Below are 24,560 nucleotides of genomic sequence, written 5' to 3' on the forward strand. Positions count from 1 at the left end.
AAATGAAAGCTGGCATCGAGCCAGCCATCAATCAGAAGCTGTGACGGATGCCGAAGTCGTAGCCGGTCGAATTGTTGTTCGCGGCGGTCACGGCACCGTTCAGGGCGGAAGCTGCGCCACCGCTGTTGCTCACGCGAGCAAACGTGGTGTACAGAGCCGTACGCTTGGACAGGTTGTGCACGTAGCCCAGAGCGAGCTTCTTGGACTTGGGCGAGGTGCCAGCGTCCGTCTTGTAGACAGAGTAGGCAACGCGGATTTCGCCAGCGCCCATGGGGATCAGGCCGCCCAGCAGGTAGCCCTTGCCGGTCACCGACGGGGTGGAGTCCACGCGGTCACGAGCGTAGTGAGCCATCAGCTTGGCAACGCCGAGGTCATACTGACCACCGATGTTGGCGCTCTTGATGTTGCCGGTAGCGTACTTGGTGCTGGAGAAAGCCAGAGCAGCGTTGACCGGGCCGGCAGCGTAGCCGAGACGCAGGGCGGTACCCGTGCCGTCTTTTTCGGTGGCAGCGCCAGTCTTGTTGTTCTCACCCAGGTAGTACTGGACTTGGCCGTAGAAGCCGCCCAGGTTCTTGGGCAGGAAGTAACCCATGGCGTTGGAAGCGCGAACGATGGTCGGGCCGCCGAGGCTGGAGTTCAGGGTCTGGGTGGTGCCCACGCCGTTCGTGCCGAACGGATCGAACACGGTCAGGTTCCAGAACTGGGGCGTGTAGTCACGGCCGAGGCGGATTTCACCGAAGTTGCCAGCCAGGCTGACGGTCGAACGACGGTTGAAGGTCAGGCCGCCGCCGCCGGTGGCGCCAGTAGCTTGGTTGTTGGTGCTGGTCGTGCCGCCGGCGCCGTTGTCGGTCAGGGCGCTGGCTTCAAGCCAGAAGCTGGCGGACATGCCACCACCGAGGTCTTCCGTGCCACGGAAACCCAGACGGCTGGAGTTGTAGCCGGAGTTCGTCAGCTGGGTCTTGTTGGAAGAACCAACACCAGAGCCCTTGCCGAAGGCGAGGGTTGCGTCAGCGATACCGAACAGGGTGACGGAAGATTGGGCAGAAGCCACGCCGGCGGTCGCCAGCACAGCCAGAGCAATCAGGGACTTTTTCATTGCAAGTTTCTCCAAGGTTAAACATAGGGCTCCGGTGCGAAGGGGTCACTTGGATGCAGGCACTTTTGTGCTCCCACCGGATCCCCGGGCCAACCTCCTTTTGGGAAGTTGACGTTATTGCACCAGAGCGGGCTACCTTTCGCAAAGTATTTAGGGCGCGGGCGTCCTTTTCGTTGCAGCCTTGCAACAACTCAAAAGCCCGCGTGGAGTGCACGCAACAGCCACGCCTCCACATATCGCATTGCAAAAAAATTGGGGGCTTTTGCCCCGCCCAGCACCTTTGCTCAACCTTTCATCGCTCTCCTGTAAGCTTGTGCGCATGGATCAACTGCTCATCGCCGCCGACACCACGCTGCGCACCCTGTTCGCCAGGCCCTCGGCGACACGCGCCTGCCCCACGGTCCCGGCCGACGAAACCCGGCTGGAACCGTCGCAAAAACGACTCTCTGGCGCGCTGATGCGCGTCAACCACGTGGGCGAGGTCTGTGCCCAGGCGCTTTACACAGCCCAGGCAGCGGCGACCACCAATTCCGCCTTGCGGGAACACTTCAAGCAAGCAGCGCGCCAGGAGACCGATCACCTGGCCTGGACACGGGGCCGGCTGGACGAATTGGGTACCCGCCCCTCCCTGCTCAACCCCCTGTGGTATGCCGGTGCATTCGGCCTGGGGCTGCTCGCAGGTCGCCTGGGCGACCGCGTGAGCCTGGGCTTTGTTGCTGAGACCGAAAGGCAGGTCGAGTCCCACCTGCAGGGTCACCTGGATCGCCTGCCTGCTCAGGATCACGCTTCACGGGCCATCGTGGCCCAGATGCAAAGCGACGAGGCCGAGCATGCGAGTCAGGCGGTGCAGGCCGGCGCGGCCGAATTGCCCGCGCCAGTGAAGGCCCTGATGGCGGCCGCGGCCCGCGTGATGACCCGCACCGCGCACTACATCTGACTACATCTGGGCGAATCCACCCGGCGTCTCACTGACGCTTTTTGTCAGATTTCGACCAATTCGAAACTGGTGGTGATCTCGGCGGTCTTGCCCAGCATGATGCTGGCCGAGCAGTATTTTTCGTGGCTCATCGCGATCGCGCGTTCGACCGCGCTGGCCGCAATCCCCTTGCCGGCGACCGTGAAATGCATGTGGATTTTCGTGAACACCTTGGGGTCCACGTCCGCGCGCTCGGTGGTGAGCTTCACGCTGCAGCCCCGGACATCGTGGCGGCCGCGCTTGAGGATCAGCACCACGTCGTAAGCCGTGCAGCCGCCGGTCCCGGCCAGCACGGTCTCCATGGGCCGGGGCGCGAGGTTCCGGCCGCCATTGGCCGGCTTGGCGGCGTCGGGCGCGCCGTCCATCATCAGCGTGTGGCCGCTACCGGTTTCCGCGAGAAACCCCATGCCGGAGCGGGCGCCGGTCGCGCCCGTCCAGCTCACTGTGCATTCCATCATTTCATCCTACCTTTATCAAACCGGCTTTCGCTGAATAAATTCAGCTAATACTGTCCACTTTGCCGCAACATGAAAGCAACAGGTTTGCTGCGATGCAACAAACCATGGCTATACTGGCCTCAAGCATAAGAGATTCCCTCTGTGCACCGTTTGTCTCCTCCACCTCCTCTTTGGTGGATTTAGCCCCCGGGTCGCAAGACCCGGGGGCTTTTTTCTTCGGGCCTTATCATGCTCAGCCCATGAAAAAACACCTCAAGCCCGCCGATTACCTGAAAAAAATCCTCACGGCCCGCGTCTATGACGTGGCCGTGGAGTCGGCACTGGAGCCCGCCAGGAACCTGAGCCGGCGCCTGCACAACAAGGTGCTGCTCAAGCGCGAGGACCAGCAGGCCGTGTTCAGCTTCAAGCTGCGCGGGGCGTACAACAAGATGGCGCACCTGAGCCCGCAGCAGCTCAAGAAGGGGGTCATCTGCGCCTCTGCCGGCAACCATGCGCAGGGCGTGGCGCTGTCGGCGCACAAGATGGGCGTTCGCGCGGTGATCGTGATGCCTGTCACCACCCCGCAACTCAAGGTCGACGCGGTGCGCGGCCTGGGTGGCGAGGTGGTGCTGCACGGCGACAGCTATTCCGACGCCTACACCCACGCCGTGGCGCTCGAGAAAAAGCAGGGCCTGACCTTCGTCCACCCGTTTGACGACCCCGACGTGATCGCCGGCCAGGGCACCATCGCGATGGAAATCCTGCGCCAGCACCAGGGCCCGCTGGACGCGGTGTTCGTGGCCATTGGCGGCGGCGGCCTGATCAGCGGCGTGGCCAACTACATCAAGGCGGTGCGCCCCGAGGTCAGGGTGATCGGCGTGCAGATGACCGATTCCGACGCAATGGCGCGGTCCGTGGCCGCGAAGAAGCGCGTGACACTGCCCGACGTGGGACTGTTCGCCGACGGCACCGCGGTCAAGCTGGTGGGCGAGGAAACCTTCCGCGTGGCGCGCGGCCTGGTGGACGACTACGTGATCGTGGACACCGACGCCGTGTGCGCCGCGATCAAGGACATTTTTGTGGACACCCGCAGCATCGTCGAGCCCTCGGGCGCGATGGCCGTGGCCGCCATCAAGCAGTACGTCGCCGCCCGCAAGACCCGGGGTGAGACCTACGCCGCCATCCTGTGCGGCGCCAACATGAACTTCGACCGGCTGCGCTTCGTGGCCGAGCGCGCCGAGGTGGGCGAGGAACGCGAGGCGCTGTTCGCGGTGACCATCCCCGAGGAGCGCGGCAGCTTCCGCCGCTTCTGCGAGCTGATCGGCGACCTGCCCGGCGGCGCGCGCAACGTGACCGAGTTCAATTACCGCATCAGCGACTCGGCCAGGGCCCATGTGTTTGTCGGCCTGACCACGCACGGCAAGGGCGAGAGCGGCAAGATCGCGGCCAGCTTCGGCAAGCACGGCTTCGCCGCGCTCGACCTCACGCACGACGACCTCGCCAAGGAACATGTGCGCCACATGGTGGGCGGCCATTCGGCGCTGGCGCGCGACGAGCGGCTGCTGCGCTTTGTGTTCCCCGAGCGGCCGGGCGCGCTGCTGAAATTCCTGAGCCTGATGCGCCCGGGCTGGAACATCAGCCTGTTCCACTACCGCAACCAGGGCGCCGACTACGGCCGCATCCTGGTCGGCCTGCAGGTGCCTGCGACCGATAACAAAGCATTCACGCACTTCCTGGACACATTGGGTTATCCCTATGTGGAAGAAACAGACAATCCTGTTTACCAATTGTTTCTGCAGACGTAGCATGTCGAAAACAGCGCCGCGCACCAGACGGCGCCAAGGAGACAGGCGATGTTGAGACTCGGAATCGTGATCGACTCCGCGGCCGAAGTGCCGCCCACCGTCCTGGCCAATCCGCATGTGCGGATGCTCCCCGTCAAGATCCGCATTGACGACAAGCGCTACATCGACGAGCGCAACCCCGAGGCCACGCGCGACTTCAACGCGCGCATGCTGGACCTCAAGACCGCCGAGGTCTCGCGCTCCGTGCCGCCCGACGAGCCCGAGATCCGCAAGTTCATGGTCGACCAGCTGTCCACCGACTTCGACCACGTGTTCGGCCTGTTCGTCACCTCGGTGCGCTCGCCGATCTTCAAGAATGCCTTCGAGGCCGCCTCGCGCGTCATCACCGACTCCATGCCCGTGCGCATGCGCGCGGGCATCAAGGGCCCGCTGTTGGTGGAGTGCTACGACAGCCAGAACCTGTTCTCGGGCTATGGCGTGCAGGTGCTGGAGGCGCTGCGCAATTTCGAGGCCGAACCGCTGGTGGCCAATATCCGCGTCCAGATGCAGGAGCTCAGCAAGTCAGCCTATGGCTACCTGGCGCCCAGCAACCTAGACTTCCTGCTGACGCGGGCGCGCGCGCGCGGCGACACCAGCGTGGGCATGCTGGGCCAGGCCGCCGCCAAGATGCTGGGCATCCTGCCGGTGCTGCGCGGCCACCAGGGCAAGACCGAGGCCGCGGCCAAGGTGCGCGGCGTGCCCGCGGCACGCCAGCATGTGCTCAACCTCGCCCGGCGCGAACTCGACCGTGGCCTGCTCGCGCCGTTCATTGCCATCAGCTATTCGGGCGACACGGCCGACGTGCAGGCCCTGCCAGAGTACCGCTCGCTGGTGCAGCAGGCGCAGGCCAAGGGCGTGCAGGTCACGCTGCAGGAAATGTCGCCCACCAACTCGGTCAACACCGGCGCCAATGCGCTGTCGGTCGGCTTCATCGCCCGCCCCCACAGCGCCGATCTCTGAGCGTCGCGCCATCGCGGGCCTGTACGATCCGCGGGTGAATTTCGTTCGCCACTTCCTGCTCGCGGTCCAGTTCTTCACGCGCATCCCGGTCACTGGCCGGCTGGCCGGCTGGGTGGGCTTCAGCCCGGCCATGCTGCGCGCCAGCGCCGCCCACTTTCCCGGCGTCGGCTGGATCGCGGCGGCCTTGGCCTGCGCCGTCTATGCCGCGCTGTTCCTGGCGCTGCCGGACAGTGGCTACACGCCGCTGGTGGCTGCGGCGGGCTGCACCCTGGCCACCGTGCTGCTGACCGGCGCCTTCCATGAAGACGGCCTCGCCGACGTGGCCGACGGCCTGGGCGGCAGCGCCCAGCGCGAGCGGGCACTGGAGATCATGAAGGACTCGCGCATCGGCGCGTTTGGCGCCATCGCGCTGGTGCTGGCGCTGCTGGTCAAGGTCGCGCTGCTGGCCCTGTTGGGCTCGCTCGGGCTGGACGCGGCGCTGGCCGCGCTGCTGGGCGCGCAGGTGCTGTCGCGCTTCCTGCCGCTGGTGCTGGTCAGCGCCCTGCCGCATGTGGGCGACGCCGCGGGCTCCAAAAGCAAACCCCTGGCCGACCGCATCAGCCCGCGCGCCCTGGTGGTCGCGGTTTCATGGTGTTTTGTGCCGCTGGTCCTTGTCAGCTGGGCACAGGACGCTCCATTTTTGATAGCAGGCGTGCTCGCCAGCGTGGCCGCGCTGCTGTGGATGCTGCGGCTGTTCGCGCGCCGCCTGCAGGGCTTCACCGGCGATTGCCTGGGCGCCACGCAGCAGGTCTGCGAGATCGCGTTTTATTTGGGCGCCGCGCTGTCGCTGTGAACGCATGAAGCTCTGGCTGGTCCGCCACGCCGCGCCACAGGTCGATGCCGGCACCTGCTACGGCGCGCTGGACCTGCCGGCTGACCCCGCCGCCACCCGGCAGGCAGCGCAGGCGCTGGCGGCCGTGCTGCCGCCCGGCATGCGGCTGCACCACTCCTTGCTACAAAGATGTGAGCAGCTGGTGGCCGCCCTGCTTGGACTGCGGCTCGATTTGACCTGTCAACCCGACCCGGACCTGGCCGAAATGGACTTTGGCCGCTGGGAGGGCCAGCGCTGGGACCAGATCGGCGCCGCCGCCCTGCAGGCCTGGACCGACGACTTCGCCCACCACCGTCCCGGCGGCGGCGAATCGGTCCATGAATTCATGGGGCGCGTGGCCCGGGCGTTTGACACCACCCGACGCGCTGGCCACGACACGGTGTGGGTCACACATGCGGGCGTGATCCGCGCGGTGCGCCTGCTGTGCGCCGGCCAGCGCCAGGTCACCGAGGCCACCGACTGGCCCCGCGAGGCGCCGGCCTTTGGCCAATGGCGCCTCGTGACCCTGCCCGCCACTAGGGTTTGGGCAGCGGAATTTCCAGGGTAAACGCCGCCGGGCCCTTGAGGTCAGGCCCGAGCACGGCGCGGCGCGGCGCCACGGATTGCAGCACCAGCCCGTCCTCGACCACCGCGCCGACCCGGAAAGGTTTGGCGGGCTTGCCATCGACCGCGATCAGGGCGGCCCCGCCATGCGCGCGGCCGGCCACCACGCCCACCAGCGTGAAACGGCTGGCCACGCTGGGCGCCGCCACCGGCGCGGCCGCCGGCCCCGCGCCCAGCAGGCGGGCCACGGCCGCCGGATCGGCGGCCGGGGGCAGGGGCTGCGCCACCTGCACACTGGCCGGGCCGGAGGGCGCCGACGAGAACTTCAGGCCCCAGAACGCGGCGCTCGCCGCGGCCAGCGCCCACAGCGCAAACGCGCCCGTGCGCGGCCACCAGCGGCTGGAGGGGTTGGTCAACATGAGGCGATTATCATTGAAGCGAATCGACCCAAGGCATCCCCTGACATGAAATCCTTCCCCGCATTCCTGCGCCGCGGCGCCCGGCGCCTGCAGGCCGGCTTCACCCTCATCGAGCTCATGGTGGTGCTGGTCATCATCGGCGTGCTGGCCGCGCTGATCGTGCCCAACGTGCTGGACCGCGCCGAGGACGCGCGCGCCACGGCCGCGCGCACCGACGTCAACAACCTGATGCAGGCGCTCAAGCTCTACAAGCTGGACAACCAGCGCTATCCCTCGGGCGAGCAGGGCCTGCAGGCGCTGGTCACCAAGCCCACGGCCGGCGCGATCCCGCCCAACTGGAAGCCGTACCTCGAAAAGCTGCCCAACGACCCCTGGGGCCGGCCCTACCAGTACCTCAACCCCGGCGTCAAAGGCGAGATCGACGTGATGTCGTTCGGCGCCGACGGCCAGGCCGGCGGCGAGGGCAAAAATGCGGACATCGGCAGCTGGCAATAGGCCCATCAACAGGCCCATCAACAGGCCTGCCAACAGGCCCCACAGGCTGCGCGGCTTCACGCTGCTCGAACTGCTGGTGGTGCTCAGCATCATGGCGCTGGCCACCGCAGGCGTCACGTTGGCCATCCGTGATTCGTCCGACACCCAGCTGGAGCGCGAAGGCCAGCGGCTGGCCGCGCTGTTCGAGTCGGCGCGAGCCCAGTCGCGCGCCAGCGGCATCGCGGTGCGCTGGCACACCACGTCTGACGGCGGCTTCCGCTTTGAAGGCGTGCCGCCCCAGGCCCTGCCGGATCAATGGCTGAGCGCCGACACCCAGGTGCGCGGCACAGCGCTGGTGGTGCTGGGCCCCGAGCCCATCATCGGGCGCCAGAGCGTGGAGCTGGCCTCGATCAGCAACCCCGCGCGTTCGCTGCGCCTGGCCACCGACGGCCTTCGGCCCTTCACTGTCCAGTCCACGACGCCATGACCCGGGCCCGTGCCACAGCCACGCCGCGCCTCGTTGTCCGCGGGCAGCCCCGGGGCTTCACGCTGATCGAGGTGCTGGTCGCGCTGGGCATCGTTGCCATCGCGCTGATCGCGGGCCTGCAGGCCACCACAGCACTCACCAACAACGCATTGCGCCAGTCCGACGTGCTACTGGCCCAGATCTGCGCCGAGAACGAACTGGTCAAGGTCCGGCTGTCGCGCCAGATGCCCGGGGTCGGTGACAACATGCTGGCCTGCGAGCAGGCCGGCCGCGCGTTCACCGTGAAGCTCACGGTGCGGCCCACGCCCAACCCGAGTTTCCGCCGCGTCGACGCCCAGGTGTTTGACGAAAGCTACCCGGTGCAGCGCCTGTCCACCGTGGTGGGACGCTACTGATGCGTCCGCGCGGCTTCACCCTGATCGAGCTGCTGGTGGCGATCGCCATCATGGCGCTGCTGGCCATCATGAGCTGGCGCGGGCTGGACGGCATGGTGCGCGCACGCACGCAGACCGAGGCGCGGGCCGACGAGGTGCTGGCGCTGCAGGTGGGCCTGGCGCAGTGGGCGGCCGACCTCGACGGCATCGTGCAGACGCCGCAGCTCAGCGCGCTCGACTGGAACGGCCGGGTGCTGCGGCTGACCCGGCGCAGCAGCACCGCCGCCAGCGACGGCGTGCTGGTAGTGGCCTGGGCGCGGCGCCTGATCGACGGGCGGGGCCAGTGGCTGCGCTGGCAGTCGCCGCCCCTGACCTCACGCGGCGCCCTGCTCGAGGCCTGGAAACAGGCCGCGCTGTGGGCCCAGAACCCGGGTGACGAGGCCAAGCAGCGCGAAGTGGCGATCACGCCGCTGGACGAATGGCAGATCTTTTACTACCGCGCCGACGCCTGGACCAACCCGCTGTCCAGTGACGCCACGGCCAGCGCCGGCATCGCCCCCGGCATGGCCGCCAACCCCGCCGCCGCGGCCAACGGCGCCGCCAACATCCCGGATGGCGTGCGCCTGGTGCTGACGCTGCCGCCGGGCCAGGCACTGACCGGCAAGCTCACGCGCGACTGGGTCCGCCCCACGGTGAGCGGAGGCAAGTCATGACGCCCGTGCACGGCCCCGCCGCACGCAGCCGCGGCGCCGCGCTGCTCGCGGCCATGCTGACCGTGACACTGGTGGCGACCTTTGCGGCCGCGGCGCTGTGGCAGCAGTGGCGCTCGGTGGAGGTGGAGATCGCCGAGCGCTCGCGCGTGCAATCGGCCTGGGTGCTGACCGGCGCCATGGACTGGGCCCGGCTGATCCTGCGCGAGGACGCCCGTTCCGGCGGCGCCGACCACCTGGCCGAGCCCTGGGCCGTGCCGCTTCAGGAGGCGCGGCTGTCGACCTTTCTGGCCGCACAGGACGGCGCCGCCACCGTGGAGGACAGCAGCACCGACACCCAGGACGCCTTCCTCTCGGGCCAGATCATCGACCTGCAGTCGCAGCTCAACGTGATGAACCTGGTGGAGTCGGGCAAGGTCTCGGAATCCGGGCTGCGCAGCTTTGCCAAGCTGTTCGAGCTGCTGGGCCTGCCGCCGGCCGAACTCGACCGGCTCGCCGAAAACCTGCGTTTTGCCGCCGACACCAGCAGCGACAACCGCTCGGGCGGGCTGGCGCCCCTGCTGCCGCAGCGCGTGGAGCAGCTCACCTGGCTGGGGCTGTCGCCGCACACGGCGTCGGTGCTGCTGCCCTATGTGACGCTGCTGCCCGCCACCACGCCGGTCAACCTCAACACCGCCAGCCCGGAAGTCATCAGCGCCAGCACCCCGGGCCTGAGCCTGGCCGATGCCCAGCGCCTGGTGGTGGAGCGCGACCGTTCGCACTTTCGCAGCACGGCCGACGCCGCCAAGCTGCTGGGCCTGCAGGACAACAGCCTGGGCGAAGGCCACCACAGCGTGGCCTCGCGCTTTTTTGAAGTGCGGGGCCGGCTGCGGCTGGACCAGACCGTGGTCGAAGAGCGCTCGGTGCTGCAGCGCGACGGCCTGGATGTGAAGGTGCTGTGGCGCGAGCGCGGTGTGCTGGACCCCGCCGCGCTCGCGGCCAGCACCGCGCCCCAGCGCTGAAGACGCGCCCCGCCGCCTGGTGACCTCCCTACAATCGCCTTGTCCATGAGCACGCTGATCGTCTCCCTCCCCCTGCAGCCGGTTGGCCCGGCCACCGAGTACGTCTACGTGCTGTCGCCCGATGGGCAAACCGTGGGCACGCACGCCAGCGCCCCCGCCGCCCTGTTGCCGCGCCCCGGTGGCGCCGGCGCCGAAGTGGTGGCGGTGGTCCCGCTGCGGGCGCTGTCGTGGCACCAGATCGAATTGCCGCGCGGCACCACGGCCAGCTCGCCGCGCTTGCGCTCGGTGCTCGAAGGCATGCTCGAAGACCGGCTGCTTGACGAGCCCGACACCCTGCACTTTGCCTTGCAGCCCCAGGCCAAACCCGGCGCGCCCGTGTGGGTCGCCACCTGCAACCGCGCCTGGCTGCGTGACACGGTGCAGGCGCTGGAGGCCGCGCAACGCCCGGTGTCGCGCATCGTGCCCGAGCTGGCGCCCGGCGAGCCAGCCACCCTGCACGCGCTGGGCGACCCCGAGCAGGCCGAGCTGGTGATCGCCGACGGCAACGGCGTGGCTGTCTGGCCGCTTTCGGCCACCGGCCTGCCCGCGCTGCCCGAGACTGAGCAGGTACTGGCCGAGCCCGGTGTGGCCGCGCTGGCCGAACAGGTGCTGCAGCGGCAAGTGACGCTGGAGCAGGCCGCCCAGCGCCATGTGCGGGCCGCGCAATCGCCCTGGGACATGGCGCAGTTCGACCTGGCCAGCTCCGGCCGCAGCCGGGCCATGAAACGCCTGTCCAGCGGCTGGGCCGAATGGCTGCGCGCGCCCCAGTGGCGCGCCGCGCGCTGGGGCGCGGTGCTGCTGGTGCTGGCGCACCTGGGCGGGCTCAATGCCTGGGCCTGGAAAGAGCGCCAGGCACTGGCCGCCAAGCGCGACGCCGTGCGCACCACCTTGACCAGCACCTTCCCCCAGGTGCGGGTGGTGGTGGACGCCCCGATCCAGATGGAGCGCGAGGTGGCGCTGCTGCGCCAGGCCACCGGCGCGGCCTCGGGCCGTGACCTGGAGGCCACGCTGGCGGCCTTTTCGGCCGCGGCACCGGCCAATGCGGCCCCGACGGCCATTGAATTCACGGCCAACCAGGTCCGCCTCAAGGGGCTGAACCTGAACGCCGAAGCCCTGCGCAATCTCGAGCCCAGCCTGGCCGCGCGCGGCTACACCGTGCGCGGCGAGGGCGACGGCCTGCTGCTGACCCAGGAGATCGCGCGATGAGCCCCATGCAACAGCTGCGCGCCCGCTGGGCCACGCTGGCCGAGCGCGAGAAGACCATGCTGCTGCTGGCCGCCGCCGTGGTCGGCCTGGCACTGTTCTGGTGGGTCGGCGTGGCGCCCGCGCTGGCCACCCTGCGCGCCGCGCCCGCACAGCACCGCGACCTGGACCGCCAGTTGCAGCAAATGCGCGCCCTGCAGGCCCAGGCCCAGGCACTGCAGTCCCAGCCGCAGCAGGGCCACGACGAAGCCCTGCGCGCGCTCGAACTCACCATCCGCCAGCGGCTGGGCAGCACCGCGCGCTACACCATCGCCGGCGACCGCGTCACCGTCACGCTCACCGCTGCCCCGCCCGAAGCGCTGGCCCAATGGCTGACCCAGGCCCGCGTCAACGCCCGGGCGCTGCCCACCGAAGCCCGGCTCACCCGCAATGCCGCGGGGCTGTGGGACGGCTCCCTGGTGCTGTCGCTGCCCGCGCGCTGAGCTGGACCCCGCACGCCGTGGCCCGCCGCCCTTCCCTGCACACCGCTGCCGCCAGCCCTTCCCCCCCCTGGGGCTGGGCGCTGGGCGGCGCGCTGCTGGGGCTGGCGCTGGCACTGCTGCTGTTTGCCCCGGCCAGCTGGCTGGCGGGCGCGGTGCACCGCGCCAGCGAGGGCCGGCTGGTCCTGGCCGAACCGCGCGGCACCGTGTGGGACGGTTCGGCCCGGCTGATCCTGACCGGCGGCGAAGGCAGCAACGATGCCTCGGCCCTGCCCGGCCGCGTCAACTGGCGGCTGCGGCCCGCGCTCGGTGGCCTGTCAGCCCGGCTCGCGGCCGACTGCTGCACTCCCGCCCCGCTGGCGCTGGGCGTGGCCCTGCACCTGCGCGGCGCCACGTTGCGCATGGAAGATGGCCGCTCGCAGTGGCCGGCGGCCCTGCTGACCGGCCTGGGAACCCCCTGGAACACACTGCAGCTGGAGGGCGAGCTGGGCCTGAGCACGCGGGGCCTTTCAGTAGAATGGGCCGAAGGGCGACTGGCGCTGGCCGGACGGGCCGAACTCGACGCCGCGCGCATCTCCTCTCGGCTGTCCACGCTGCGGCCCATGGGCAGCTACCGCATCACGCTCAACGGAGGGTCTGTGTCAACGCTTCAACTGGACACGCTGGAAGGCGCCCTCGAGCTCAGCGGCAGCGGCCAGTGGGTCGGCTCCCGGCTGCGTTTCAAGGGCACGGCGAGCGCGGCACCCGACCGCGAAGCCGCGTTGTCCAACCTGCTGAACATCATCGGGCGGCGCAGCGGCCCGCGCTCCCTCATCACCATTGGCTAGCCCCATGAAGCTGAAATCCCGTTTTGCTACTCTTTCCATAGCGGTTTGTGTCGGCCTGGCGGGCACTCCAGGCCTGTTGCACGCCCAAAAGCCGGGCGAGCCGATCACCCTGAACTTTGCCAACGCCGAGATTGAAGCCGTGGCCCGCACCATGGCGGCCATCACCGGGCGCAGCATCGTGGTGGACCCGCGGGTCAAGGGCACGATGAACCTGAACACCGAAAAGCCGGTGTCGGCATCGGCCGCCTACAACCAGTTCCTGGCCACCCTGCGCCTGTCCGGCTACACGGTGGTGGAGTCCGGCGGCCTGTACAAGGTGGTGCCCGAGGCCGACGCCAAGCTGCAGGGCGGCGCGGTGCAGACCGGCACCGTGACCAGTGGCGGCAGCCAGATCGTCACGCAGATCTTCCGGCTGAACTACGAGACGGCGAACAACCTGGTGCCCATCCTGCGGCCCCTGATCAGCCCCAACAACACCATCAACGTGAACCCCGGCAACAACTCGCTGGTGATCACCGACTACGCCGACAACCTGCAGCGCCTGGGCCGCATCATTGCGGCGCTGGACGTCTCCAACGCCACGGATGTGGAAATCCTGCCGCTCAAGCACGCGCTGGCGTCCGACCTGGCGCCGCTGGTGGCACGGCTGATCGAGGCCGGCGGCACCACCGGCACGCCGGCCGCGGGCCAGGCCGACACCTCGTACAAGACCACCGTGGTGGCCGAGCCGCGCAGCAACACGCTGGTGGTGCGCGCCGCCAACCCGGCCCGGCTGAACCTGGTGCGCTCGCTGGTCGAGCGGCTGGACCAGCCCACCTCGCAAAGCGCCGCGGGCAACATCTACGTGGTCTACCTCAAGAACGCCGATGCGGCCAAGCTCGCGGTGACGCTGCGCGCCGCGCTGTCGGCCAATGCCGGCAGCAGCGCGGGCGCGGGGGCGGTCACGGGGAGCTCATCGCCCATCACCCAGGTGGCCACGGCCAATTCAACGGCCAACGCCGCCACCTCGCCGATCCAGGCCTCGGCCCAGCCGTCCACCGGCGGGCAGATCCAGGCCGACCCGGCCACCAACTCGCTGATCATCACCGCGCCCGAGCCGCAGTACCGGCAATTGCGCGCCGTGATCGACCGGCTCGACCAGCGCCGCGCGCAGGTCTATGTGGAAAGCCTGATCGCCGAGGTCAATGCCGACAAGGCGGCCGAGTTCGGCATCCAGTGGCAGGGCGCGCTGGGCAAGAACGGCGACAAGAACATCGGCCTGCTGGGCACCAACTTCAGCATTGGCGGGCAGAACATCATCTCGCTGGCCACCCAGGCGGCCAGCGGCACGGTGCTGCCGTCCACCGGCGGCAACTTCGGCATCGCGCGCAACACCAACGGTGTCTACGTGCTGGGCTTCCTGGCGCGCTTTCTGGAAGCCAACGGCGACGGCAACATCCTGTCCACGCCCAACCTGCTGACGCTGGACAACGAGGAGGCCAAGATCGTGATCGGCCAGAACGTGCCCTTCGTCACCGGCCAGTACACCAACAACAACTCCAGCAGCGGCTCGGTCAACCCGTTCCAGACGGTGGAGCGCAAGGACGTGGGCATCACGCTGCGCGTGAAGCCCCAGATCAGCGAGAACGGCACCGTCAAGCTGCAGATCTTCCAGGAAGTCTCCAGCGTGCAGGCCTCCAGCATCAACTCGGCCACCGGCCTGATCACCAACAAGCGCTCGATCGAGTCCAACGTGCTGGTCGAGGACGGCTCCATCGTGGTGCTGGGCGGGCTCTTGCAAGACGAGTACTCGGGCAACCAGGAGAAGGTGCCAGGCCTGGGCGACGTGCCGCTGTTCGGCAACCTGTTCAAGAGCGAGGCGCGCAGCCGCAAGAAGACCAACCTCATGGTGTTCCTGCGGCCCGTGGTGGTGCGCGACTCGCAGCAAAGCGAAACGCTGTCGCTGGACCGCTACGACCTGATGCGCCTCAAGCAGGAAGCCGCCCAACCCGTGCCGAGCAAGGTGGTGCCCGTCAACGAGGCCCCCGTGCTGCCGCCGCTGCCGGTGAAGACACCGCCCGTGGTAGTCAACCCCCTGGTGGGCACGCCCGCACGACCGGTCGCCCCCTGAACCATGCGCTACCCGCTGCCCTACGCCTTTGCACGCACCAGCCAGCTGCTGCTGGAGGACGACGGCCAGGACCTCACGCTGTGGCACGCCGGCGAGCCGCCGCGCAGCGCCTGGAGCGAGGTCATGCGCAAGTACCCGGTGCGCGCCGTGCAGCAGCTGGAGGCCGGCGCGCTGGCCCAGCGCATCAGCGCCGCCTATGCCAAGGGCGAATCGAGCGCGGCCACCGTGGTCAGCGAGGTGCAGAACGACGCCGACCTGTCGCGCATGATGCAGGAGCTGCCCGCGGTGGAAGACCTGCTGGAGACCAGCGACGACGCGCCCATCATCCGCATGCTCAACGCCCTGCTCACGCAGGCCGCGCGCGACGGCGCCAGCGACATCCACATCGAGCCCTACGAGCGCACCTCGAGCGTGCGCTTCCGCGTGGATGGCACGCTGCGCGAGGTGGTGCAGCCCAACCGCGCACTGCACGCCGCGCTGATCTCGCGCCTGAAGATCATGGCCGAGCTGGACATTTCCGAAAAGCGCCTGCCGCAGGACGGCCGCATCAGCCTGCGCATCGGCACCCGGGCGGTGGACGTGCGCGTGAGCACCCTGCCCAGCGCCCATGGCGAGCGCGCCGTGCTGCGCCTGCTGGACAAGAGCGAGAGCAAGCTGAGCCTGGAGTCCATCGGCATGCAGGGCGATGTGCTGGCGCGCTTCCTCAACCTGATCAACCAGCCGCACGGCATCATCCTCGTGACCGGGCCCACGGGCTCGGGCAAGACCACCACGCTGTACGCGGCGCTGCAGCGGCTGGACGCCACGCAGAGCAACATCATGACGGTCGAGGACCCGATCGAGTACGAGCTGCACGGCATCGGCCAGACCCAGGTGCACGCCAAGATCGACCTGACCTTTGCCAAGGCGCTGCGCGCCATCCTGCGGCAGGACCCGGACGTGATCATGATCGGCGAAATCCGCGACTATGAAACCGCGCAGATCGCCATCCAGGCCTCGCTCACCGGCCACCTGGTGCTGGCCACGCTGCACACCAACGATGCGGCCAGCGCCGTGACCCGGCTGACCGACATGGGCGTGGAGCCGTTCCTGCTGAGTTCGTCACTGCTGGGCGTGCTGGCGCAGCGGCTGGTGCGCAAGCTGTGCGTGCATTGCCAGGGCGCGGGCTGCGATGTCTGCGGCCAGACCGGCTACCAGGGCCGCACCGGCGTCTTTGAAATGCTGCTGACCAACGACGCGATCCGCGCCCAGATCCACAGCCAGGCCTCCGAAGCCGACATCCGCGCCGCGGCGCTGCAGACCGGCATGACGCTGATGCGCGAAGACGGCGAACGTCTGGTGCGCGAAGGCATTACCTCGCGGGAAGAACTGCTGCGCGTGACGCGCGAGTAGCCCCCGCCGCGCCCGCGGGCGCACCCTGCCGCAGCCCGGCAGGCCTCACCGAAAGTCCCCATGAATACGCTGCGCCAGGAATGGTTTTCCAACGTCCGCAATGACCTGCTCGCCGGCCTGGTGGTGGCGCTGGCCCTGATCCCCGAGGCCATTGCGTTTTCCATCATCGCGGGCGTGGACCCCAAGATCGGGCTCTATGCCTCGTTCTGCATCGCCACCGTGATCGCCTTCACCGGCGGGCGGCCCGGCATGATCTCGGCCGCCACCGGCGCCATGGCGCTGGTGATGGTGACCCTGGTCAAGGACCATGGCCTGCAGTACCTGCTGGCCGCCACGCTGCTCACGGGGGTGTTGCAGATCGTGGCCGGTGCGCTGCGCCTGGGCGCGCTCATGCGCTTTGTGTCGCGCTCGGTGATCACCGGCTTTGTCAACGCGCTGGCCATCCTGATCTTCATGGCGCAGCTGCCCGAGCTGACGAATGTGGGCTGGCAGGTCTATGCCATGGTGGCGGCGGGCCTGGCCATCATTTACCTGTTTCCGTACATCACGCGCGCCGTGCCCTCGCCGCTGGTCACCATCGTGGTGCTGACCGCCGTGTCACTGGCGCTGGGGCTGGACGTGCGCACCGTGGGCGACATGGGCCAGCTGCCCGACAGCCTGCCCGTGTTCCTGCTGCCCGAGGTGCCATGGAACCTGCACACCCTGGGCATCATCTTTCCGTTCTCGGCCACGCTGGCCGTGGTGGGCCTGCTGGAGTCGATGATGACGGCCTCCATCGTGGACGAGCTGACCGACACGCCCAGCAACAAGAACCGCGAGGCCGTGGGCCAGGGCGTGGCCAACATCGCCTCGGGCCTGCTGGGCGGCATGGCCGGCTGCGCCATGATCGGCCAGTCGGTCATCAACGTGAAGTCGGGCGGGCGTGGGCGGCTGTCCACCCTGGCCGCGGGCGTGTTGCTGCTGCTGATGGTGGTGTTTGCCGGCAACTGGGTGGCCCGCATCCCCATGGCGGCGCTGGTGGCGGTGATGATCATGGTGTCCATCGGCACCTTCAACTGGGCCTCGATCCGCAACCTGCGCGACCACCCCAGGAGCTCCAGCGTGGTGATGCTGGCCACGGTGGCCGTGGTGGTGGCCACGCATGACCTGGCGCGCGGCGTGCTGGTGGGCGTGCTGCTCTCGGGCTTTTTCTTTGCACACAAGGTGGGCATGGTGCTGCACGTGGGCGCGCGCTCCGAAGACGAGGGGCGGGTGCGCTCCTACCTGGTCATCGGACAGGTGTTCTTTGCCTCGGCCGAGCGCTTTGTGGCCTCGTTCGATTTCAAGGAAGTGATCGAGAAGGTGCGCATTGACGTGAGCCGCGCGCATTTCTGGGACATCACGGCCGTGAGCGCGCTGGACAAGGTGGTCGTCAAGTTCCGCCGCGAGGGCACCGATGTGGAGGTGATCGGCCTGAACCAGGCCAGCGCCACCATGGTGGACCGCTTTGCCGTGCACGACAAACCCGAGGCCGTCGAACAGCTGATGGGCCACTGAGGGAGCACCAACCATGACCACCGACAAGAAAGTGCTGGCCTGCGTGGCCCCCGGCCCGCTGGCGGACTGCGTGACGGATGCGGCCGCCTGGGTCGCCACCCGCCTGGCCGCGCCGCTGGAACTGCTGCACGTGCTGGAGCGCCACCCCGAAGTGGCCACCGGCGACGATCACAGCGGCGCCATCGGCGTTGATGCGCAACAGGCGCTGCTGGCCCAGCTCAGCGACAAGGATGCGCAACAGTCACGCACGGCCCGCGAGCAGGGCCGCCTGTTCCTGAACCGCCTGCGCGAAAGGGCCCAGGCCGCCGGAGTGGAGGCGCCCGACGTGCGGCAACGCCACGGCACGCTCGGCGCCACCTTGCTCGAGCTGGAAGGCGCGGCGCAGCTGATCGTGCTGGGCCGCGTGGGCCAGCACGGCACGCCGGGCGGTGCACCCGGGCAGCCGCCGGGACACCACGGCGACTTTGCGCTGAAGGCGCTGAAAGCCCCTGTGCTCTGGGCCACTGACGACTTCCGAGCGCCGACGCGCGTGCTGCTGGCGCTGGACGACGGGCAGATGGCCCCCAAGCTGGTGGCGCAGGTGGCGGCAAGCCCCCTGTTCAAGGGCCTTCAGATCCATCTGCTGATGACGGGGCCCGCCCGGCCCGACGCGCCGCGCGAACTGGCCTCGGCCCAGGCCAGCCTGGTGGCAGCCGGGCTGGAACTGTCCGCCGCGCTGGTGCCCGGCGATGCGGCCGCCACCGTGGCCCAGGCGCTGAAGACCCACCACGCCGACCTGCTGGTGCTGGGCGCCCACGCGCGCCCGCCCTGGCGGCGCCTGCTGCAGCGCGACCCCACGCGGGCGCTGCTGCGCGCGGCCTGCGTGAGCACACTGCTGCTGCGCTGACGCGCTCAGACCCGTTCAGGTGCGCCGGGTTGACCCGGCAGCTTCACCGGGACCACGGGCCCGCGTTCCTTCTCCACCGGCGGCGGTGTGGGTTGCGGGTCGTTGGGCTGCGGCGGCGTTGTCAGCGGCGGCACCGGCTGCGGTGGTGGCAGGTTGGGGTCGGTCGCCATGCGTCAGGGCTTGCGGGTGTTGGGGCCATCGGCGATGCCCGGGCCCGAATCCACCACCGGATCGGCGTCTTCGTCCTCGAGGTCGGCGGCCATGACCTGCGCTTCGGTGGGCAGCGGGGGGCGTGCCCGTGTTTCCGCCGGGTCCGGCGCCTTGGGATGAGCGTGGTCACCATCGTCGCCAGGCCGGGGGAACGGTTTTTCAGAGGGCTTGTGCAAGATTTCCTTGCCGTGGGGTGAGGTGTCAATGGGCATGATGGAACTCCTTCATGCCCCATGCTGCGCCGATGCAGGCGCCATGGCGTTCGGCCAAGGCCCCGCATGGGCGTCAGTCTGTACTGACAAGCCGCGGGATGATTCCTAGTCGGGCGCGCCGGGGTTGGCCGCCTGGTGGCAGCGCAGCACCATCACGCGGGCCAGCCGGTCCTCGGGGTAGGCCTCGACGATGGCGCGGAACTGGTCCTCGGCGGCGCGCCATTCGCCACGTTCAAACGCGTCGTAGGCCTGGTCGGTCAGCAGGCACAGGCGCTGCACGCCGGCCGGCGCCTCCAGCTCGGGGTCGCCGCCGCGGATGCCCAGCAACTCATAGACCTGCATGTCCTGGCGCCGCCCCTTGACCGTGACCACGCCAATGCGGCGCAGCCACAGCCGCTCGCCTGCCTCGCGGAACACCGCGTGGCTGACGCAGATGCCGGTGCCGAACTCCTTGTTGACGCCCTCGAGCCGCGCTGCGAGGTTGACGCCGTCGCCCATCACCGTGTAGCTCATGCGCTCGCTCGAGCCCATGTTGCCCACCAGCACCGCGTCGCTGTGGATGCCGATGCGCACATGCAGCGGGTTCAGGCCCTGCGCCTCCCACTGGGTGTTGAGCTCGGCCATGCGGCGCTGGGCGCGCAGCGCGGCCACGCAGGCGAGGTAGGCATGGTCCTCCAGCAGCGCGGGCGCGCCCCAGAAGGCCATGACACCGTCACCGATGAACTTGTCGATGGTGCCTTGCTCGGTGTTGACCGCGCGCGTGACCGCCTCAAAGTAGGCCGACACGCGCTCCAGCAGCTGCTGCGCGGGTGTGGCCTCGGCCCAGGTCGAGAACGACTCCAGGTCGGTGAACATGATGGTGAGAAAGCGGCTGCGCCCGCCCAGCTCGATCCGGTGGCCCGAGTCGATCAGCTGGCGCACCAGCCCGCGCGGCACAAAGGCCGAGAACGCCGCAATGGCGCCCTGCAGCGTGTTGACCGCATCGGCCAGCGAGCTGATCTCCTTGATGGGCGAGCGCACCGGCTGGGTGTGCGGCGGCTGGAAGTTCTGCACCTCCACCACCTGGTCGGCCAGCAGCTCCAGCGGCCGCGCGATGCGCCGCGACAGCAGGTAGATGGCCAGCACCTGCAGCGCGATGGCGATCAGGCCATACAGCAGCAGCTTGCGGTTGTTGGCCTTCCACTCGCCCACGAAGTCATCGAGCGGCGCCACGATCACCACCTGCCAGGCCTTGCCAAACTCTCGCGGAAACGGCGAGAACATGGCCACATATTCCTCGCCGCCCTGCGAGAAGGTGAACTGGTCGCGCTGCTTGCTGATGCGCATGGCCACGGCCAGCGCGGGCCGCGGGTCGGCCAGCTCGTTCAGCCGCACGCGCGTGAGCGTGGCGCCGTCGCGCTTGAGCGCCTGCTGCGTGTCGGGGTGGGCCACCACCAGGCCCTCGTTGTCCACCACCAGGGAGATGGAATGGGGGCTCGCAGGCCGCGTCTTGAGGTACTGCGAGAGGCTGTCGAGCAGGATGTCGATCGCCACCACGCCCACCAGCGTGTCGCCCGTGTAGAACGGCATGGCCACCGTGACGCCCGGCAGGCCCGTGGTGGCGTAGATGTAGGGGTTGGAGATGACCAGGCCCTTGTGCTCCACCGCGTCGCGGAACCAGGGCCGCGCGCGCGGGTCGTACACCGCGGCGGCGCCCGCCTCGCCCAGCACCGAGCGGGTGTCATTGAGAAAGGTGTAGCGGTCTTGCGGCGTGCCGCTGGCGCGGCGGTCAATCCAGCGTGTGGCCAGGCGCGTGCCGGCCGGGGGCGCCTCGTTGAACACCTTGAACTGCCCGGGCACGCGCAGTGCCATGCGGTAGGAGCCATCGGCAAAGCCCACATAGACGCTGGAGATGTTGGGGCTCTGCGCCACCATCTCGAGCATGGACGGCAGGGCCTGCGCGTCGCGGTAAAAGCCCGGCTGCGCCGCGCCCACGCGCGCCGCCACGCGCACCAGCGAGGCCATGGGGTTGAGCAGCGCCTCGGTCTGGCTGATGGTCTCGAGCCGGGCCCGCTCCACCGCGCGCTGCGCCGTGTCGCGCGCCATGCGGTCGTTGGACACATAACCCACCCACAGCGACGCCGCGAACACCGGCACCACCATGACGATGAACAACATCACAATGCTCGGCCGCAGCCGCCACGCGCCGATCCTCGACCCCGTCATGGATGACCCCTCGTTGTTGTGCAAACCTGCTTTGGGGGGAATGATAGACCGGGCGGCCGGGAGGGGACGGTTTGCTATTTATTTCATAGCTGAGAGTGGCCGACTGGTTTGGACTACAGGCCCTTTTGGCTTGAAAGTCCATGTCTGGCATGAAACGGGGACGGCCCGTGAAAAAGCCCCTGGTCCATTACAGATCAGGGGCTTTCAATTCTGGTGGCCTGGGGCGGAATCGAACCACCGACACGCGGATTTTCAATCCGCTGCTCTACCAACTGAGCTACCGGGCCAGAGCCAGCGATTATACATCAGGCCGCGCTGCGTTTGCCGCGCGAGAGGTCCACGCCCAGTTGTTTGAGCTTGCGGTACAGGTGGGTGCGCTCCAGGCCGGTCTTTTCAGCCACGCGGGTCATGGAGCCGCCTTCCTTGGCCAGGTGGAATTCAAAGTACGACTTTTCAAATTCGTCGCGCGCGTCGCGCAGCGGTTTGTCCAGTTCGAACAGCTGGCGGCCCTGCGGGCCCATCTCGACCACGGGCGGCAGGCTCTGGCCACCGGTCATGGCGGCTTCCACGGTGAGTTCGGTGGCCGCCATGGACGACGACGGCGCCAGCGCGGGCTTGCGGCCGCCCACGCGGGCCAGCCCGGCCTCCACGGCCTTGAGCAGCTTTTGCAGCGTGATGGGTTTTTCCAGGAACGACTGGGCGCCGATCTTGGTGGCCTCCACCGCGGTGTCAATGGTGGCGTGGCCGCTCATCATGATCACGGGCATGCTGAGCAGGCCGGTGGTGGACCATTCCTTGAGCAGCGTGACGCCGTCGGTGTCGGGCATCCAGATGTCCAGCAGCACCAGGTCGGGCCGCGCCCGCGAGCGCGCGGCGCGGGCCTGCGCGGCGTTTTCTGCGAGTTCGACGTTGTGGCCTTCGTCGTTCAGGATTTCCGAGAGCAGGTCACGGATGCCCAGTTCGTCGTCCACCACCAGTATGTTTGCCATCGTAGATGCGCTGTCCTGTAGGGTTCTTGGGAGCGGTGTTGTTAAGCCGCAACTGCGAATGATAGCGATACTTGCGCGCCCTGTATCGCGCCGTCCAAAACCCGGTTGGACAGGTCGATGCGCGCGCCATGTTCGTCGGCGATTTTTTTCACCACGGCCAGGCCCAGGCCGGTGCCCTTGGCCTTGGTGGTCACATAGGGTTCGAAGGCGCGTTTGAGGATGTGTTCGGGGAAGCCGGTGCCACTGTCCTGCACCAGCAGGCGCACCCGGCGCGTGGTGTCGTTCCAGCGGGTCTTGAGCGTGACCTCACGCACGGCGCAGCCCTCGGTGGCGTCCTGCGCGTTCTGCAGCAGGTTGTGGATGACCTGGCGCAGCTGCTGCGCATCGCCCAGTACCTTGGGGCAGGCAGGGTCCAGTTCCAGCAGCACGGGCACGGTGCCGGCCTGGCCGTTTTCGTCCTGGTACAGGTTGAGCACGTCGGCCACCAGGGCGTTGAGGTCCACCGGCTTGAGCTCGGCCGCGGGCAGGCGCGCGTAGTCGCGGAATTCATTGACCAGCCGCTTCATGGCGTCAACCTGGTCGACGATGGTCTTGACCGATTTGGTCAGCATGGCCTGCTCGGGTTCGGCCACCTTGCCGGTGAGCTTCATTTCCAGCCGCTCGGCCGACAGCTGGATGGGCGTGAGCGGGTTCTTGATCTCATGGGCCAGGCGGCGCGCCACCTCGCCCCAGGCCTGGGCGCGCTGGGCCGAGACGATTTCTGAAATGTCGTCAAACACCAGCAGCCAGGCCGACTTGCCGGTGGCCGACGACGGCATCTCGGCGCCGCGGGCCACCAGGGTGATGACGTTGGCGGGCTGGCCGCCCGTGGGCTCGCCGCCCAGCTCAAACGACTGCTGCCAGTGGTCCAGCCCGTGTTCCTGGCGCTCGCGCAGGTATTCCTCGAACTGCTTTTGCACGCTGGCGGCAAAGGCCTCCAGCCCCGGCACGCTGGCCAGGGCCGCGCCTTCGTAAGCCGCCAGCGGCAGCCGCAGGATGCGGGTGGCGCCGGGGTTGGCCGTCTGGATCACGCCTCGCGCATCGAGCACGATGACGCCGGCGGTGAGGTTGTCCAGGATGGTCTGCAGGTTGGCACGCGCGGCGCTGACCTGGTTCATGCTCTTGTCCACCGCGGCGCGGGCATCGGCCAGCTGCTGGGTCATGTCGGCAAACGAGCGGGTGAGCCCGCCCAGCTCGTCCTTGCCCTGCAGCGCCAGCTTGGGGCTGAGGTCGCCCGCGGCCACCTCGCGCACGCCGGCGGCCAGCACCAGCAGCGGGCGCGCCAGCTGGTTGCCCAGCAGCACGGCGATCAGCACGGCGCCAAACACGGCCAGGAACAGGCTGAGCGTGAGCGTGCCGATGTACATGCGGCGCAAGCCGCCGCGGGCCAGCGCCCGCTCCTGGTACTCGCGGTTGGCCTCCTGCACGGCAATGGCATTGGCCACCAGCGTGGGCGGCAGGCTTTGCGTGACCTGCAGGAAGCGCGGCTCCTCGAGCAGGCCCAGGCTGGTGGGCGCCACCACGGCCAGCGCCTTGATGCGGGCATTGGCGACCGAGCTCAGGCCCGGGTCGTCCAGGCCTTCGATGACCGCCACGGCGCGCTGGGCGCGGGCGTTGCGCAGCTGCTGGGGTGGCGGGCGTTCGGGGTTGATGATGAAGCGCGACTGGCCGGCGCTGGCGATCAGCTGGCCGGTGTGGGTCCACAGCACCACATCGGTGGCGCCAAACTGGTCGCGCAGGCGCTCCAGCACCACGCCGGCCGCGGCGTCGGGCACATCGGTGAGCTGGCTGGTCGCGGCGCGGGTCTTGTTGGCCAGCTCGTTGGCCAGGGTGTCGAGCGTGGCGCGGCCCAGGCTCAGGCCGGCGTCCAGCGCGCCTTCGACCTTGACGTCAAACCAGCTCTCGATCGAGCGCGAGACGAACTGGTAAGAGACCACGTAGATCAGCACCCCCGGCGCAAAGCCCACCAGCGCAAAGATGGCCGCGAGCTTGACCAGCAGCCGGCTGCCGAACTTGCCGCGGCGCAGCCGCAGCAGCAGGCGCGCCACGACCCAGAGGATGACCACCAGCAGCACGGCCGCCACGATCACGTTGATGACCAGCAGCCGCCCGTAGTTGCGCTCGTAGAGCTCGCGGTTGTTGGTGGCCAGGGTGAGCAGGAAGATCAGCATCACGCCGATCAGCGCCATGGCGGCCACGCCAATGCCCACGGCCCAGCGCACGGCGCGCGAGTTGTGCAGC

Annotated in this window: 25 protein-coding genes and 1 tRNA gene; 17 read left to right on the top strand and 9 right to left on the bottom strand. The window is 68.7% G+C overall.

What is annotated here, in order from left to right:
* Positions 1–31: 31 nt before the first annotated feature.
* Positions 32–1,096: a porin gene (locus KF796_00100; GenBank protein MBX3585017.1), complete on the bottom strand. Its 1,065-nt coding sequence runs from the start codon at positions 1,094–1,096 to the stop codon at positions 32–34.
* 319 nt (positions 1,097–1,415) lie between these two features.
* On the opposite strand from KF796_00100, the gene coq7 reads away from it, so the two are divergent.
* Positions 1,416–2,033, top strand: a complete 618-nt coding sequence (coq7, locus tag KF796_00105) for a 2-polyprenyl-3-methyl-6-methoxy-1,4-benzoquinone monooxygenase (GenBank protein ID MBX3585018.1) — start codon at positions 1,416–1,418, stop codon at positions 2,031–2,033.
* A 44-nt stretch (positions 2,034–2,077) separates the two neighbouring features.
* On the opposite strand, the gene KF796_00110 is transcribed toward coq7, so the two are convergent.
* The gene (locus KF796_00110) at positions 2,078–2,527 is read right to left on the bottom strand and encodes an OsmC family protein (GenBank protein ID MBX3585019.1); all 450 of its coding nucleotides are present in this window, start codon (positions 2,525–2,527) and stop codon (positions 2,078–2,080) included.
* A gap of 242 nt (positions 2,528–2,769) precedes the next feature.
* On the opposite strand from KF796_00110, the gene ilvA reads away from it, so the two are divergent.
* The 4 genes from ilvA to KF796_00130 are packed head-to-tail and all read left to right on the top strand — an operon-like array spanning position 2,770 to position 6,731.
* A complete protein-coding gene (ilvA, locus tag KF796_00115) occupies positions 2,770–4,314 on the top strand; it encodes a threonine ammonia-lyase, biosynthetic (GenBank protein MBX3585020.1) in 1,545 nt (514 codons plus the stop codon).
* 48 nt (positions 4,315–4,362) lie between these two features.
* Positions 4,363–5,313 (top strand): DegV family protein, encoded by a 951-nt coding sequence (locus tag KF796_00120; protein ID MBX3585021.1) that lies wholly within the window; start codon positions 4,363–4,365, stop codon positions 5,311–5,313.
* A 34-nt stretch (positions 5,314–5,347) separates the two neighbouring features.
* Positions 5,348–6,145 carry an adenosylcobinamide-GDP ribazoletransferase gene (locus KF796_00125; GenBank protein ID MBX3585022.1) on the top strand — a complete coding sequence of 266 codons (798 nt, stop codon included), beginning with the start codon at positions 5,348–5,350 and terminating at the stop codon, positions 6,143–6,145.
* A gap of 4 nt (positions 6,146–6,149) precedes the next feature.
* On the top strand, positions 6,150–6,731 hold the full coding sequence (locus KF796_00130; GenBank protein ID MBX3585023.1) for a histidine phosphatase family protein: 582 nt from the start codon (positions 6,150–6,152) through the stop codon (positions 6,729–6,731).
* Here the strand turns inward: KF796_00130 and KF796_00135 are convergent.
* Positions 6,700–7,146, bottom strand: coding sequence for a general secretion pathway protein C (locus tag KF796_00135; protein MBX3585024.1), 447 nt, complete (start codon positions 7,144–7,146; stop codon positions 6,700–6,702). The genes KF796_00130 and KF796_00135 overlap by 32 nt on opposite strands.
* Positions 7,147–7,191: 45 nt before the next feature.
* On the opposite strand from KF796_00135, the gene gspG reads away from it, so the two are divergent.
* The 12 genes from gspG to KF796_00195 are packed head-to-tail and all read left to right on the top strand — an operon-like array spanning position 7,192 to position 18,664.
* Positions 7,192–7,641, top strand: coding sequence for a type II secretion system major pseudopilin GspG (gspG, locus tag KF796_00140; protein MBX3585025.1), 450 nt, complete (start codon positions 7,192–7,194; stop codon positions 7,639–7,641).
* A complete protein-coding gene (locus KF796_00145) occupies positions 7,616–8,107 on the top strand; it encodes a prepilin-type N-terminal cleavage/methylation domain-containing protein (protein ID MBX3585026.1) in 492 nt (163 codons plus the stop codon). The genes gspG and KF796_00145 overlap by 26 nt, the downstream gene beginning before the upstream one ends.
* On the top strand, positions 8,104–8,502 hold the full coding sequence (gspI, locus tag KF796_00150) for a type II secretion system minor pseudopilin GspI (GenBank protein MBX3585027.1): 399 nt from the start codon (positions 8,104–8,106) through the stop codon (positions 8,500–8,502). Before KF796_00145 ends, gspI begins: the two co-directional genes overlap by 4 nt.
* The gene (locus KF796_00155) at positions 8,502–9,194 is read left to right on the top strand and encodes a prepilin-type N-terminal cleavage/methylation domain-containing protein (GenBank protein MBX3585028.1); all 693 of its coding nucleotides are present in this window, start codon (positions 8,502–8,504) and stop codon (positions 9,192–9,194) included. The genes gspI and KF796_00155 overlap by 1 nt, the downstream gene beginning before the upstream one ends.
* The gene (gene gspK / locus KF796_00160; protein MBX3585029.1) at positions 9,191–10,192 is read left to right on the top strand and encodes a type II secretion system minor pseudopilin GspK; all 1,002 of its coding nucleotides are present in this window, start codon (positions 9,191–9,193) and stop codon (positions 10,190–10,192) included. The genes KF796_00155 and gspK overlap by 4 nt, the downstream gene beginning before the upstream one ends.
* Positions 10,193–10,237: 45 nt before the next feature.
* Complete coding sequence (locus KF796_00165; protein ID MBX3585030.1) at positions 10,238–11,437, top strand: general secretion pathway protein GspL; 1,200 nt, start codon at positions 10,238–10,240, stop codon at positions 11,435–11,437.
* Positions 11,434–11,916, top strand: coding sequence for a type II secretion system protein M (locus KF796_00170; protein MBX3585031.1), 483 nt, complete (start codon positions 11,434–11,436; stop codon positions 11,914–11,916). Before KF796_00165 ends, KF796_00170 begins: the two co-directional genes overlap by 4 nt.
* Entirely contained in the window at positions 11,802–12,740 is a 939-nt protein-coding gene (locus KF796_00175; protein MBX3585032.1) for a type II secretion system protein N, read from the top strand. Before KF796_00170 ends, KF796_00175 begins: the two co-directional genes overlap by 115 nt.
* A gap of 4 nt (positions 12,741–12,744) precedes the next feature.
* Positions 12,745–14,850, top strand: a complete 2,106-nt coding sequence (gspD, locus tag KF796_00180) for a type II secretion system secretin GspD (protein ID MBX3585033.1) — start codon at positions 12,745–12,747, stop codon at positions 14,848–14,850.
* 3 nt (positions 14,851–14,853) lie between these two features.
* Positions 14,854–16,242: a Flp pilus assembly complex ATPase component TadA gene (gene tadA, locus KF796_00185; GenBank protein ID MBX3585034.1), complete on the top strand. Its 1,389-nt coding sequence runs from the start codon at positions 14,854–14,856 to the stop codon at positions 16,240–16,242.
* Positions 16,243–16,302: 60 nt separating this feature from the next.
* Positions 16,303–17,778: a SulP family inorganic anion transporter gene (locus KF796_00190; protein ID MBX3585035.1), complete on the top strand. Its 1,476-nt coding sequence runs from the start codon at positions 16,303–16,305 to the stop codon at positions 17,776–17,778.
* 13 nt (positions 17,779–17,791) lie between these two features.
* Positions 17,792–18,664, top strand: a complete 873-nt coding sequence (locus KF796_00195; protein ID MBX3585036.1) for a universal stress protein — start codon at positions 17,792–17,794, stop codon at positions 18,662–18,664.
* Between the two features lie 5 nt (positions 18,665–18,669).
* On the opposite strand, the gene KF796_00200 is transcribed toward KF796_00195, so the two are convergent.
* The 6 genes from KF796_00200 to KF796_00225 form a co-directional block, all read right to left on the bottom strand.
* Positions 18,670–18,834, bottom strand: a complete 165-nt coding sequence (locus KF796_00200) for a hypothetical protein (GenBank protein ID MBX3585037.1) — start codon at positions 18,832–18,834, stop codon at positions 18,670–18,672.
* A gap of 3 nt (positions 18,835–18,837) precedes the next feature.
* On the bottom strand, positions 18,838–19,086 hold the full coding sequence (locus tag KF796_00205; protein ID MBX3585038.1) for a hypothetical protein: 249 nt from the start codon (positions 19,084–19,086) through the stop codon (positions 18,838–18,840).
* A gap of 105 nt (positions 19,087–19,191) precedes the next feature.
* Positions 19,192–21,243 carry a hypothetical protein gene (locus KF796_00210; GenBank protein MBX3585039.1) on the bottom strand — a complete coding sequence of 684 codons (2,052 nt, stop codon included), beginning with the start codon at positions 21,241–21,243 and terminating at the stop codon, positions 19,192–19,194.
* 259 nt (positions 21,244–21,502) lie between these two features.
* A tRNA-Phe gene (locus tag KF796_00215) sits at positions 21,503–21,578 on the bottom strand.
* 18 nt (positions 21,579–21,596) lie between these two features.
* The gene (locus KF796_00220) at positions 21,597–22,280 is read right to left on the bottom strand and encodes a response regulator (protein ID MBX3585040.1); all 684 of its coding nucleotides are present in this window, start codon (positions 22,278–22,280) and stop codon (positions 21,597–21,599) included.
* Positions 22,281–22,321: 41 nt separating this feature from the next.
* On the bottom strand, positions 22,322–24,508 hold the full coding sequence (locus tag KF796_00225) for a HAMP domain-containing protein (GenBank protein ID MBX3585041.1): 2,187 nt from the start codon (positions 24,506–24,508) through the stop codon (positions 22,322–22,324).
* Positions 24,509–24,560: the final 52 nt, after the last annotated feature.

Origin of the sequence: Ramlibacter sp., assembly GCA_019635435.1 — a bacterium.
Classification (GTDB): domain Bacteria; phylum Pseudomonadota; class Gammaproteobacteria; order Burkholderiales; family Burkholderiaceae_C; genus JAHBZM01.